This window comes from Streptomyces sp. LMG1-1-1.1 (assembly GCF_040815545.1).
Taxonomy (GTDB): Bacteria; Actinomycetota; Actinomycetes; order Streptomycetales; family Streptomycetaceae; genus Streptomyces.
Genome location: NZ_JBFPNH010000013.1, coordinates 85,185 through 96,664 on the forward strand (window position 1 = coordinate 85,185; position 11,480 = coordinate 96,664).

At 72.5% G+C, this 11,480-nt stretch carries 10 protein-coding genes; 3 read left to right on the forward strand and 7 right to left on the reverse strand.

From position 1 onward, the window contains the following. Positions 1-65: 65 nt before the first annotated feature. Together MRBLMG1_RS05150 and fusA are read left to right on the forward strand one after the other, a co-directional pair. Complete coding sequence (locus MRBLMG1_RS05150; RefSeq protein ID WP_367821164.1) at positions 66-473, forward strand: VOC family protein; 408 nt, start codon at positions 66-68, stop codon at positions 471-473. A 290-nt stretch (positions 474-763) separates the two neighbouring features. After that, complete coding sequence (gene fusA / locus MRBLMG1_RS05155; protein WP_367821165.1) at positions 764-2,764, forward strand: elongation factor G; 2,001 nt, start codon at positions 764-766, stop codon at positions 2,762-2,764. Between the two features lie 177 nt (positions 2,765-2,941). On the opposite strand, the gene MRBLMG1_RS05160 is transcribed toward fusA, so the two are convergent. Together MRBLMG1_RS05160 and MRBLMG1_RS05165 are read right to left on the reverse strand one after the other, a co-directional pair. Next, on the reverse strand, positions 2,942-3,412 hold the full coding sequence (locus tag MRBLMG1_RS05160) for a hypothetical protein (protein ID WP_367821167.1): 471 nt from the start codon (positions 3,410-3,412) through the stop codon (positions 2,942-2,944). 65 nt (positions 3,413-3,477) lie between these two features. Next, entirely contained in the window at positions 3,478-4,851 is a 1,374-nt protein-coding gene (locus MRBLMG1_RS05165; protein ID WP_367821169.1) for a hypothetical protein, read from the reverse strand. Between the two features lie 151 nt (positions 4,852-5,002). Between MRBLMG1_RS05165 and MRBLMG1_RS05170 the strand changes: the two genes are divergently transcribed. Continuing rightward, the gene (locus MRBLMG1_RS05170; protein WP_367821170.1) at positions 5,003-5,788 is read left to right on the forward strand and encodes an SDR family NAD(P)-dependent oxidoreductase; all 786 of its coding nucleotides are present in this window, start codon (positions 5,003-5,005) and stop codon (positions 5,786-5,788) included. 97 nt (positions 5,789-5,885) lie between these two features. Here the strand turns inward: MRBLMG1_RS05170 and MRBLMG1_RS05175 are convergent, their stop codons facing one another. The 5 genes from MRBLMG1_RS05175 to MRBLMG1_RS05195 all read right to left on the reverse strand — a co-directional run bounded on the left by MRBLMG1_RS05175 (position 5,886) and on the right by MRBLMG1_RS05195 (position 11,468). Then, positions 5,886-7,112 carry an ATP-grasp domain-containing protein gene (locus tag MRBLMG1_RS05175; protein ID WP_367821172.1) on the reverse strand — a complete coding sequence of 409 codons (1,227 nt, stop codon included), beginning with the start codon at positions 7,110-7,112 and terminating at the stop codon, positions 5,886-5,888. 114 nt (positions 7,113-7,226) lie between these two features. Then, on the reverse strand, positions 7,227-8,486 hold the full coding sequence (locus MRBLMG1_RS05180; RefSeq protein WP_367821174.1) for an MFS transporter: 1,260 nt from the start codon (positions 8,484-8,486) through the stop codon (positions 7,227-7,229). Next, the gene (locus tag MRBLMG1_RS05185; protein ID WP_367821176.1) at positions 8,483-9,688 is read right to left on the reverse strand and encodes an ATP-grasp domain-containing protein; all 1,206 of its coding nucleotides are present in this window, start codon (positions 9,686-9,688) and stop codon (positions 8,483-8,485) included. The genes MRBLMG1_RS05180 and MRBLMG1_RS05185 overlap by 4 nt, the downstream gene beginning before the upstream one ends. 50 nt (positions 9,689-9,738) lie before the next feature. Beyond that, complete coding sequence (locus MRBLMG1_RS05190; RefSeq protein ID WP_367821178.1) at positions 9,739-10,695, reverse strand: cupin-like domain-containing protein; 957 nt, start codon at positions 10,693-10,695, stop codon at positions 9,739-9,741. Positions 10,696-10,700: 5 nt separating this feature from the next. Continuing rightward, the gene (locus MRBLMG1_RS05195; RefSeq protein WP_367821180.1) at positions 10,701-11,468 is read right to left on the reverse strand and encodes an alpha/beta hydrolase; all 768 of its coding nucleotides are present in this window, start codon (positions 11,466-11,468) and stop codon (positions 10,701-10,703) included. Positions 11,469-11,480: the final 12 nt, after the last annotated feature.

The following is an 11,480-nucleotide window of genomic DNA, read 5'->3' on the forward strand; positions in this document are numbered from 1 at the left end:
CCGGCCGGGGGTGACGCGGGTCGACGCGGATGGTTCCCGCCGGTTCCGCGTATTACGTTGGGTTAATGCCGTCCATCGCACTTGTGACCCTCGTCGTCCGTGAATACGACGAGGCCATCGCCTTCTACACCGACGCCCTCGGCTTCGAGCTGGTCGAGGACACCGACCGGGGTGACGGAAGCCGCTGGGTCGTCGTCCGGCCCCGCAGCGCGACCGGATTCGGCGGTCTCGGCAACGCGGGCCTGCTCCTGGCCCGGGCCAAGAACGACGCCGAAGCGGCCTCGGTCGGCAGCCAGACGGGCGGCCGGGTCGGCTTCTTCCTGCACACCGAGGACTTCGCCGGCGACCACGACCGGATGACGGCCGCCGGGGTGAAGTTCCTGGAGGAGCCGCGCCACGAGCCGTACGGCTCGGTCGCCGTCTTCGAGGACCTGTACGGCAACCGCTGGGACCTCCTCCAGCCCGCCGCGTAACACCCCTCGAAATTCGGTGTCGCCCGCACGGCGGCGCTCCCTACACTCACGGCACGGCGCACCGACCGGTGGGCCGTGCCGTCACGTCAACCGAGGGGAGCCGACCGTGCGTTGCCGCCAGTCCGTTCCCCGTGCCCGCCGCTTCGACGTGATCCTCGCCTCTCGTGCCGGCCGGTGGCGGCTGCGCGCCCGCCATCGCCGACCCGTGACGTACTGATCCCGGTTCTCCGGGGATCCGTCCGGGAATCGCGCTGCCCCGTTCTCCACGCAGCAGCGAAAGGCACGACACCGTGCGTACCACCACTCCCGTCATCCGCAACCTCGGCATCCTGGCCCACGTCGACGCCGGCAAGACCACCGTCACCGAGCGGATCCTCTTCCTCACCGGTGCCACCCACAAGCGCGGCGAGGTCCACGACGGCACGACCGTCACCGACTTCGACCCGCAGGAGCGGGACCGGGGCATCACGATCTTCGCCGCGGCCGTCAGCTGCGACTGGGCGGGCCACCGGATCAACCTGATCGACACGCCCGGCCACGTCGACTTCTCCGACGAGGTCGAACGCTCGCTGCGCGTGCTCGACGGCGCCGTCGCCGTGTTCGACGCCGTCGCGGGCGTCGAGCCGCAGAGCGAGACCGTGTGGCGACAGGCAGACCGGCACGGCGTCCCCCGCCTCGCGTTCGTCAACAAGCTCGACCGCGCGGGCGCGGAGCTGGACGGCGCCGTCGAGTCGATCCGTACCCGCCTTGGCGCGGTCCCGCTCCCGGTCCAGCTCCCCATCGGCCGCGAGGACGCCTTCACCGGCGTCGTGGACCTCGTCAGGATGCGGGCGTACGTGTGGGCCGACGGCGCCGACACGTACACGGACGAGCCGGTCCCGGACGACCTCCGGGACGAGGCCCGGCACCGCAGGCGACGCTTGGAGGAGACGGTGGCGGAGCTGCATCCCGGCGCCCTGGAGGAGTTCTGCGAGCGGGGCGCGCTCACCGAGGAGACCCTCACGGGCGCGCTCCGGGACCTCACCCTCTCCGGCGAGGCCGTGGTCGTCCTGTGCGGCTCGGCGTACCGCAACCGGGGTGTCGAGCCGCTGCTCGACGCCGTCGTCGCGTACCTCCCGGCGCCGTCGGACATGCCGCCGGTACGCGGCGAGGTCCCGGCGGACCCGGAGGCCCCGTTCACGGCGCTCGCGTTCAAGGTGAGCGCGACCGCCACCGGCCGCATGACCTACGTCCGCGTCTACGCGGGCACGATCGGAAAGGGGGACACCGTGCTGGACACGACCGCCGGACGTACGGAGCGGATCGCCCGCATCCTGCGCGTCCAGGCCGACCGGGCGACCGAGGTCGACGCGGCGCGCGCCGGTGACATCGTCGCCGTCGTCGGGCCGAAGACGGTCCGCGCCGGGGCGACCCTCTGTGCCCCGGACGCGCCGGTCGTCCTCGAACCGCCCTCGACCGCCGACCCGGTCGTCTCGGTGGCCGTCGAGGCACGCCGCGGCACGGACACCGGCCGTCTCGCGACCGCCCTCGCCCGCATGACGGAGGAGGACCCCTCCCTCGTCGTGCGGTCCGACCCGGAGACGGGCCAGACCGTCCTGTCCGGCCTCGGCGAACTCCACCTGGAGGTCGCGGTGGAGAAGCTCCGGCGCGACCGCGGCCTGGAGGTCACGGTCGGCCGCCCCCAGGTCGCCTACCGCGAGACGGTGACGAAGGGCGTCACCGGCCTGCTGTACCGCCACGTCAAACAGGACGGCGGCGCGGGCCAGTTCGCCCACGTCGTCATCGACGTCGAACCACTGGAGTCCGATACGGAGTTCGAGTTCCGCTCCACCGTCACGGGCGGCCGCGTCCCGCAGGAGTACATCCGCGCGGTCGAGGCCGGCTGCCGGGACGCCCTCACCGAGGGCCCCCTCGGCGGCCACCCGGTCACCGGCGTCCGCGTCACCCTCGCGGACGGCGCGACCCACCCGAAGGACTCCTCGGAGATGGCCTTCCGCACGGCCGGCCGCTTCGCCCTCCGCGAGGCGCTCCGCGCGAGCCTCGTCACCCTCCTGGAGCCGGTGGCCGACGTCACGGTCACCGTCCCCGCCGACTCCGTCGGCTCCGTCCTCGGCGACCTCGCGGCCCGCCGCGGCCGGGTCACGGACTCCACGACCCGCTCCGGCGCGGCCGTGGTCTCCGCCACGGTCCCGCTCGCCGAACTCTTCGGCTACGCGTCCCGCCTCCGCGGCCGCACCCAGGGCCGCGGCACGTTCACCACCCGACCGGCGGGGTACGCCCCGGCGCCGTAGCACCACCTGAACGACACCGTTCGGCCCGCACTCCCACCGCGTGCGGGCCGAACGCCTCGAAGTCGCCATCTGCCCCTTCACCATCCACGTCCGCGACGCGAAGAACCCCGTCGGCCCCCGGCTCGCACGCGACGCGCCGGGGGCTGATCGAGGAACCCACCCGGTCGCCGTCGGGGGTCAGCGCAGGACGGACGAGAAGTTGTCGAGCTGGATCCAGGTGACCTTGTTGGTCGGCTGGGGGCCGAGGACGTTGACGAGGCCGGTCGTGTTGGCTTCGACGCGGAGGGCGTTGATGCCCTGGCTGTTGTTGCGGGGGCAGACGCCGCGGGTGAGCTTGGTGGGGCGGATCTCGTCGGGGAGCGTACCGAGGGGGCTGTCGGCTTCGAAGGCGCAGGTGACGAGGCCGCGCAGTTGGAGGAACTCGGTGCCCGCGAGGCGGATCACGCGGGCCTCGGCCGGTGCGAGGGGGTCGTTCTGGACGCCCGTCTTGAGGGTGATCGGCTTCCAGTCGACGACGATCTGGCAGCCCTCCGCGGGGTCCACGGCGGCGGCCGGGGTGGCGGAGAGCAGGGGGGCGGCGACGGCGACGGCGGGGGTGGTCAGGGCGGCGGCGAGCAGGGAGCGGCGGCTGGTCGTGTGCTGGGTCATGGTCGGTTCTCCGGGTCGGGTGGGGCGGGCGGACGGGGGCGCGGGGGCGGCGGTGGGGCGGGGGCTCATCGCCAGGCGACGGAGACGCCGTCGAGGTCGATCCAGGTGATGGGGTTGTCGCTGTAGGCGCCGTACGCCCGGAGCTCGCCGGTGATGTCGGCCTCGATGCGGCACACGCAGCGTCCGGTGTTGTTGTTGCGGGGCACGTTCGCGCGCGTGCGGTGGGTGGGGCGGAGCCGGTGGGGCAGGGTCGCGATCCCGCTGTCGGCGGTGAGGCCGGGGGCGTCACAGGTGAGGGTGCCGCGGAGCTGGAGGTAGGTGGTGCCGGCGAGGGCGATGAGGCGTCCGCGCGGGGGCTGGGTGCCGGGCGAGACGCCGGGCGCGAGGGTGAGGTCCTCCCAGTCGGCGAGGACCTTGACTCCGTCGACGGCGGGCTTCGTCGGGTACCAGCTGATCGTGACGTCCCGCGCGGTGGTGCTGCCGGGCACGGTGTTGCTGAAGCCGAAGAGCAGTCGGGTCTCCCCGGTCGCGGGGTCGACCTCGACGGCGGCGCCCTCGGGCTCGCGCCGGGTGAGGCCGTCGGCGCTGGTGACGACCTGCCGGTCGAACCGCTCGCCGGTCGTCCACGAGTACGAGGTGAGGAAGGCGACCCCGGGGAAGCCGTCGACGGGGAGCGTCGCCGGGTCGTCGTCGTAGAGGTACGGCGCCCACTGGTACCAGTAGAGGACGTCGCCGAGGACGGTGTAGCCCTGGGAGGTGAGCGTGGGCTCCAGGGGGTAGCGCGACGGCACGGCGGGCGTCGCCTCCTCGTCCACGCAGGTCTCGGGGAGGCCGTCGCAGTCCCGCATGACGAAGGTGGTGCCGACCGGGACCCAGTTGCCGGCGGCGGCCGCGGCGAGGTCGTAGCGGGTGAAGCGCCGCTTTCCGCTCTGGTGGTACATGACGCACAGGAGGTTGTTCACCGGGTCGATCGACGGCCCGGTGCCCGCCGTGCTGCCGGGCGGCGTGAACTTCCTCAGCTCCGTGGAGTTCCCGTCGAGGATCGCGTCCTTCTTGTAAAGGAACCGCGTGACGGCCTTGCCGAAGGCGGCCTTGACCGTGCCGTCGGCCCTCTTGGTGAGGTGCAGCGGGCCGACCTCGGTCCAGACGTACGTGTCGGTGCCCTGCGGCTCCACGCCCATCGAGATGCCGTGCCCGAAGCCCTTCAGCTGCATCGAGTCGAGGAACTCGCCGGTCAGTCGGTCGATGCGGTTGAGCCGCATGTTGCCCTGCTCGGTGTCCGTCTGGCTGCCGCTCTCCATCTGGAGGACGAAGACGTACCCGTTGCGGGTGTCGGTGGCTATCGCCTGCGGCGCGGGGCCCTTCTCCAGGTCGACCGTCTGGACGAGCCTGCCGGTGACGCCGGACAGGTCGACGCCGTTGGCGTCCGTCTTTCCCATGGTTCCCTCCCCCGGGATCCCCGACGGATCCACCTCACGAAAGGAAGATCATCACACGGGTGGGCGGCGGGCGGCCGTGTGCCAAGATGCGTGTACCCGCCCTCCACCGCACGCGGACGGGCCGGGGCCGTACGACACGAGGAGCGACACCATGGACACCACCCCCGGCGGCTATCTCTCCGGGCTGTTCTCCCTCGAAGGGCGCACCGCCCTCGTCACCGGTGGCAGTTCCGGCATCGGCCGGGCCATCGCCGGCGCCCTGGCCCGCGCCGGGGCGAGCGTCGTGATCGTGGCCCGCAAGGAGGCGGAACTCGCCGCCACCGTGGACGAGTTGACGGCCGACGGCTGTCGGGCGGACTGGGTGAGCGCCGACCTGAGCACCCGCGAGGGGATCAAGGCCGGGGCGGAGGCGGCCGCGGCGGTCTTCGGGGAGCCGGACATCCTCGTCAACTCCGCCGGCATCAACCTCCGCCCGCCCTTCGGCGAGCTGGGCGAGGAGGTCTGGGACACCACGATGACCGTGAACCTGGAGGCCCCCTTCCTCCTCGGTCAGCGCTTCGGCCCCGGCATGGCCGAGCGCGGCTTCGGCCGGATCATCCACATCACCTCCCAGCAGGCGCACCGCGCCTTCGTCCAGAGCGGCGCGTACGGGGTCTCCAAGGGCGCCCTCGAATCCCTCGCCCGCTCCCAGGCCGAGGCCTGGTCCGCGTACGGCGTCACCGCCAACACCCTGGTCCCCGGCTTCGTGATGACCGCCCTCAACCGCCGCCTCTCCGCCGACCCCGACAAGGTCGCCGCCCTCGCCGCCCGCACCATGGTCGGCCGCAACGGCCTCGCCGACGACTTCGCCGGCGCCGCCGTCTTCCTCGCGAGCGCCTCCTCCGCGTACGTCACGGGCCAGTCTCTCTTCGTGGACGGCGGCTTCTCGGTCCACTAGGTACTCCAGCAGGGGAATTTGGGGTCCGAGCTGGGACGATGCCGGGCGGTGGGCGGGTAGCGGGGGCGGTAGCCCCGCAGGTGGAGGCGTACGGGGGTCAGTCGGTCGCCTCGGGCGTCCAGGTGTAGTGGAAGCGGAGGGCGGCGACCGCGGCCTGGGCGTGGTGCAGGGCTTCGGCCGCGGTGGCGCCGACGGTCAGGACGGCGGCGGAGCGGTCGGAGCTCTGCCGGACGGTGGTCTGCGGGCTGCCGGGTTGCTTGAGCAGGTCGACCCGGTGGACGTGCGCCAGGCCGCGGACCTCCTCCACTCCCCGGATCTCGGTGAGGGTGTTGCTCGGCGGTCCGGACGGGTCGGCGAACCAGACGGCGGCCGCACGCGCTTCGGTGCCGGCGGCGGCCAGCAGCGGGGACACGTCCTCGCCGACGGCCTGCCGGGCCACCAGCTCGTGCACGTCGACGCCGGTGGCGAGCTCGACCAGGTCCATGATCGAGTCACCGCCGATCCGGTTGTGGGTCTCGATGACCCGCGGGCCGTCGGCGGTGAGGACGAGCTCGGTGTGCGAGGGGCAGTCGTGGAAGCCGAGGGCGTCCAGCACCCGCTCCACGTAGGCGGTGATCGCGGCCTCGGCGGCCGGGGCGAGCGGGGCGGGGACGAGGTGGCCGCGTTCGACGAAGGTCCGGGCGTCCTTGTACTTCTTGGTGATCGCGAGGACGTGGTGACGGGTCCCGGTCGAGATGGCCTCGACGCTGAACTCCTCGCCGACCAGGAACTCCTCGACGATGACTCCGCGCCCGAGCTGCTGCTCGCCGAGGCGCTGCAGGGCGGCGTCCAGGTCGTCGGCGGTGTCGATCCGGGCCACGCCTGCGCTGGCCTCGCCGTCCACCGGCTTGACGATGCAGGGAAGGCCGATCGCGGCGACCGCGGTGCGGACCGACTCGCGGTCGCGGGCGAGCCGGTGACGGCAGCCGGGGACGCCGTGCCGGTCGAGGATCTCCCGGGTGCGGGACTTGTCGAGGACCCGCTCGAAGAGTTCGACGTCGACCACGGTCGGGACGCCGAGCCGGTCGGCGACGGCCTCGACGATCCGGTAGGTGTGCTCGTTGAAGGCGACCACGGCATCGAACGGGGCGGCGGCGTGCAGTACTTCGGCGACGGCGACCCACAGCTCGGGGGCCGCGGCGTCGAGGATGACCGTGTGACGGTAGGCGCCGGTGGCGTCCTCGGGGCGGGCCCGGCCCCGGGGCATCAGCAGGACCAGTTCGTGTCCCAGGTCGTGCAGTCGGTCGTGGCACATCCGGTTGGTGCCCACCACCAGTACTCGCATCTCGCGTCCTTCGCCTTGTGGAACTGTTCGGTGCCGCAGGAGCATGAGTCGGCCGTTCACCGGACGGCCCGCCCCGGACGGATCGCCCCGGACGGCCCGCCCCGGACCGGATCGTCAGTCGACGGCCACCGCGGGCTTCACGTGGCCGGTGAGCGCGCGCAGGCCGGGGCTGCTCACCCGCAGCCGCTGGGTGAGCAGCGCGGAGAGCAGGGCGAGCCCCGCGGCGAACAGCCAGAAGTCGGCGCCGCGCCCGTCGTCGCCGAGCCAGCGGTAGACCGCCACGCCGAGGCCGCCGCCGACGGCTTCGCCAAGGGCGTTGCCGATCGAGAAGACGCCGTAGCCGAGGGCGCGGCTCCGGTCGCCGAGCAGCCGGAGCAGCAGTACGTCCATGGTGGGTACGAACATCATCTCGCCGACGGTGAACAGCACCACGCCGACCACCGCGCCGGCGAAGCCGGGGATCAGGTAGACGGTGGTGAAGGCCAGCGCGAAGGTGGTGTAGGCGGCGACGGTGGTGATGGTCTGTCGGCCCTTGGAGAGCTTCTCGGTCAGCCGGGTGACGCCGAGTTGGGCGACCACGATGAGCAGCGCGTTCAGCGTGTACAGCCAGCCGAGGCGGTCGGTGGCCTTCGTGTCGGAGGAGACGTGCAGGGCCAGCGCGTTGAAGAGCTGGCCGTAGCAGCACCAGCCGAGCAGGTTGATCAGCATGAACGAGCGCATGCCAGGGAGCGCGAGGATGTCGAGGTAGCCGCGCAGCGACGAGTCGGGCGCGCGGACCCGGCCGTCCATCCGCAGGCGGCGGTAGTTGAGGAAGGTGGTGAGGCCGGCCAGGCAGTAGACCGCCGAGACTCCGCTGAGCACCAGGTCGTGCTGGTGGCGCTGGACGAAGAACAGGGCCACCGGGGCGGCCAGTGCGGAGGCTACGTTGACCGCGATGTTGATCAGCGAGAACAGCCGGGCGCGGTCCCCACTGCGGTCGCTGGCTTCGGCGGCCAGCTGCTTGCTCGCGAGGGCGTTGACCGAGACGCCCAGGCCGGCCAGCGCGAGGGTGACGGCGGTGGCGGTCAGTCCGCCGGCGATCCGCAGTCCGGTGAAGCCGACCGCCGCGGTGAGGCAGCCGAGCAGTACCGACAGGGCCGCCGAGATCCGGTCCAGCCAACGCGCCAGCGGCACCTTGGAGACCTTGTTGGCGATGGTGAAGACCAGGATCAGGAAGCCGGTCTGCCCGCCGCTGAAGCCGGCCGCCGTCAGCGACACCGCGAGCGTGGAGAGCAGGCCGAACAGGCCCATGTTGGTCATGAAGTAGTGCAGCGTGATGGAACGGGTGCTGCTGCGGGCCGCAGTGGCTGCGTCGGCCGGGGTCGGCTCGCTCATACGGCCTGCTGCGCGGCGGGCTCGAGCCGGACCAGGTCGCGGGCGGCTTCGGCCTTGGCGACGGCATCGGCGGTGGACTCGCCCGCGCAGATCACGTAGCCCTGCCGGGCGTCGGAGGAGGCCAGGTCGGTGAGCACCCGGCCGGGCCTCAGGGTGGAGGCCATGCGCACCAGGCCGGGTGCCCGCCGGGCGTCCTCAAGTCCGTGGACCTCGCCGACGGTGGTGTGCTCGAAAGCGAGGAAGCGGATCGCGGCACCCTGGGCGCGCGGGGTACGGGCGGGCGCGGGCAGGCCGAGCAGACCGGCGAAGGTCTCGCTGATCACGTCCACGCCGGTGACCAGTTCGGTCAACTCCCAGATCTGGTCGCCGCCGGCCCGGGTCTGCGCCTCGATCAGCCGGGGGCCTGCCGCGGTCACCCGCAGCTCGGTGTGGACCGGGCCGGTGCGCTGCCCGATCAGGTCGAGGAAGCGCAGCACCAGCGCGTCGATCGCCTCGCGCACCTCCGGGGCGAGCCGGGCGGGCTGCTGGTGGCCGAGCTCCACGAAGCCGGGGGCGCCGGTGGTGAGCTTCTCGGTCACCATGACGATCTCGTGGCTGCCGTCCCGGGAGATGGACTCGACGCTGTACTCGGGCCCGTCGAGGAACTCCTCGGCGAGGACCGGCCCGTCCGTCCAGCGGGTGGTCCAGGTCCAGCGCTCGGCGACCTGACTCTCCTCGGTGACCAGGTACACGCCCTCGCTGAGGCCGCCGGCGGTGGGCTTGAGCACGATCGGTCCGCCGCCGAGGGCGGCCATGAACGCGCCGGCCTCGGCCGGATCGGCGCACACCCGGTGGCGGACCGGGCTGAGGCCGTGGCGGTCGAGCAGTTCCCGGGTGCGGGTCTTGTCCCGGGTCGCCAGGACCGCCTGGAGGTTGTCGCCGGCCACGCCGAGGTCGATCGCGCAGCGGGAGGCCGGCTCCAGGCCGTACTCGGTGAAGGACAGCACCGCGTCGAAGGGGTCGGCGGCGTGCCATTCCCGGACCACCGGCAGGATCTCCTCCCACTGCCGGTAGTCGAGCACGGCGTAGTGCTCCGCGCCCGCCCGGTGGTCGGCGTCGTCCCGCTCGGGGATCTGGACCATCGAGTAACGCAGGCCCAGCCGACGGGCCTTGGGCACCTCGTGCCCAGGCCCGCCGACGAACAGTACGTGTCGTCCCGTCACGGGAACTGCCTTTCCAGAACTCGAGTACTCGGACCTCGGGATCCCGGGTCCTACTGGCGCAGGCGGGAGAGATCGATGTCCATCTGGTGCGCCAGGGCCCGGCCGCGCGCCATCACCACGTCGAACAGCTCCGAGTGGGTCACCTTCAGCTCCTCGGGGTTGAGGGCGAGGGCGAGCAGCTCGCCGATCCGCTGGCGGACGTGCAGTTGCAGGTTGGCCTCGTCCAGGGCCTTGCGGCCGAGCCCTATCGAGTCGCTGAGCAGCACGATCCGGTGGAACCACCAGGCCGGCAGGTAGAGCACGTCGCCCGGCTTGAGCACGAAGCGGGTGAGCTGGGTGGCCGGCGAGTCGAGCAGGGCCTGGACGTCGAGCTCGCCGTCCGGACCGGGGAGCAGCTCGGCGTCGGGGCCCATGACGTACCAGAGCTTCTCGCCGACGATCTGGGCGTGCAGCACGTCGACCGAGTACGAGTCCTGGTGCAGTCGGGTGATGCCGCCCTGCTGGCCGAGCCACAGCTGGTGGTTGATGGAGGCCGCGTCGCCGTACAGGTTGCGCCGGAAGTCGTACTGGGCGATGTCCAGTTCGGGCATGTCGTCGGCCAGCTCCGGGGTGGTGGTCTTGTAGTACCACTCCTGGAGGTAGATCGGGGCCGCACCGGTGCCGGCGCTCTCCTTGAGCATGGTGACGAACTCGGCGAAGGTGGTCTTCTTCGCCGCCGCGCTGCTGTAGCTGTCGACCACGACGGGGACGTCCCCGCAGCGCTCGGCAAGGCTGTCGAAGCTCCAGCCGCGCACCGACGGCCAGTTCGCGGCGTAGCCCTCGAGGACGACCGGGCGGCCCTTGGCGCGGTACTCGCCGGCGAACTCCTCGCGGGTGAGGCCGGTGCGGCGCTCGATGTCGGGTGCGGTCTCCAGCGCGTCGGCGAGCGGTCCGGACGTGAACGCCGCCTCCACCGCTCGAAGGCTGTCCAGGTCCCGCCGCTTCAGGTAGTTGGGTTCGATCGCCATCGTGTTCAGCTCCTCTGCGGGTCGATTGCCGGGTCGGTCGCCGGCCTGGGCGACGGGATCGAGACCGAGGCCGACAGCACGCGCAGGATCGTCCGCACCACGCGCTCCCGGTCGGCGGGCTCGTCGGGCAGCCGGCGGTGGACGAAGTGGTCGTAGCCCTCCAGCCAGAGGACCTCGGCCGAGCGGGCCCGCTTGGCGCTGTCCAGGTAGCCCTCGACGACGGTCCGGGCGACCACCTGGTCCTCGGCGGCGCCGATGATCAGCAGGTCGCCGTCGAAGTCGGCCAGGCCGGCGTAGGCCGGCGAGTCGGGGTAGCTGCCGGGCCGGGCGAGGCTGCTGCCGTCGAAGGGCGAGTCGGCGGCTGACGCCGGGTAGGCCGCGGGAGAGAAGAACACCAGGGCGCGCGGCCGCAGGTGCGGCACCAGGGTGGCGGCCAGGTGCGCGCCCATGCTGGTGCCGACCAGCACGGGTCCGCGGTCCTGGTCCAGGTGGGCGGCGGCGGCCCGGGTCTCCGCCAGCCGCCCGCGCAGGGTGGACTCGCGCAGCAGTCCGGTGCTGTCGCCGTTGCCGGAGAAGTCGAAGCTGAGCCAGCCGAGGCCGGTCGGCTCCAGCTCTTCGAGCAGGTAGCGGATCCGGTGGCGGCTCGACGTCTCGCCGAGGCCGTGCAGGGCCAGCAGGGCCGGTCGCGAGCCGTCGGCCGGAGCCGTCCGGGTCGCGGTCAGCTTCTGGCCGTTGCCCTCGAAGACGAAGTCCTCGGTGTCCACGGTGTGCATGTCCCCCTTGGT

Coding starts and splice junctions, on each gene's coding strand:
- MRBLMG1_RS05195 (WP_367821180.1), bottom strand. CDS start 11,468: ATGCACACCGTGGACACCGAGGACTTCGTCTTCGAGGGCAACGGCCAG.
- MRBLMG1_RS05160 (WP_367821167.1), bottom strand. CDS start 3,412: ATGACCCAGCACACGACCAGCCGCCGCTCCCTGCTCGCCGCCGCCCTG.
- MRBLMG1_RS05180 (WP_367821174.1), bottom strand. CDS start 8,486: ATGAGCGAGCCGACCCCGGCCGACGCAGCCACTGCGGCCCGCAGCAGC.
- MRBLMG1_RS05175 (WP_367821172.1), bottom strand. CDS start 7,112: ATGCGAGTACTGGTGGTGGGCACCAACCGGATGTGCCACGACCGACTG.
- MRBLMG1_RS05190 (WP_367821178.1), bottom strand. CDS start 10,695: ATGGCGATCGAACCCAACTACCTGAAGCGGCGGGACCTGGACAGCCTT.
- MRBLMG1_RS05150 (WP_367821164.1), top strand. CDS start 66: ATGCCGTCCATCGCACTTGTGACCCTCGTCGTCCGTGAATACGACGAG.
- MRBLMG1_RS05170 (WP_367821170.1), top strand. CDS start 5,003: ATGGACACCACCCCCGGCGGCTATCTCTCCGGGCTGTTCTCCCTCGAA.
- MRBLMG1_RS05165 (WP_367821169.1), bottom strand. CDS start 4,851: ATGGGAAAGACGGACGCCAACGGCGTCGACCTGTCCGGCGTCACCGGC.